The sequence below is a fragment of the Staphylococcus sp. EG-SA-15 genome (assembly GCF_017151895.1).
Lineage (GTDB): Bacteria > Bacillota > Bacilli > Staphylococcales > Staphylococcaceae > Staphylococcus > Staphylococcus aureus.
Map to the genome: position 1 here is coordinate 1 of NZ_JACVZN010000160.1, position 246 is coordinate 246.

The window sequence follows — 246 nt, forward strand, 5'->3', positions numbered from 1 at the left end:
TGTATTTTAAATGAACTTTTTAAAGATGATGAAAATATAGATAGACGGGTGTTGGAAGGTTTAGTAAGCGCTAAAATCATTAAAGATAAAAAATATACAAATGAAAATCTAATTGTAGCAAATAATGTCATTATGCTTAGGTTTAACTTCTTCTATACTGACCTGTTCTTTTGTACTAAGGTATAATACGCTTATCCATTTAGAATTCAATCTTCCTGCCGTTGCAAATCCCTTTGGTGGTGACAT

1 pseudogene is annotated in these 246 nt (G+C 30.1%); it reads right to left on the reverse strand.

The features are described from left to right. Positions 1 to 120 precede the first annotated feature (120 nt). Positions 121 to 246 (reverse strand): annotated as a pseudogene (locus tag IDG64_RS14845) (RES family NAD+ phosphorylase); the annotation flags it as partial.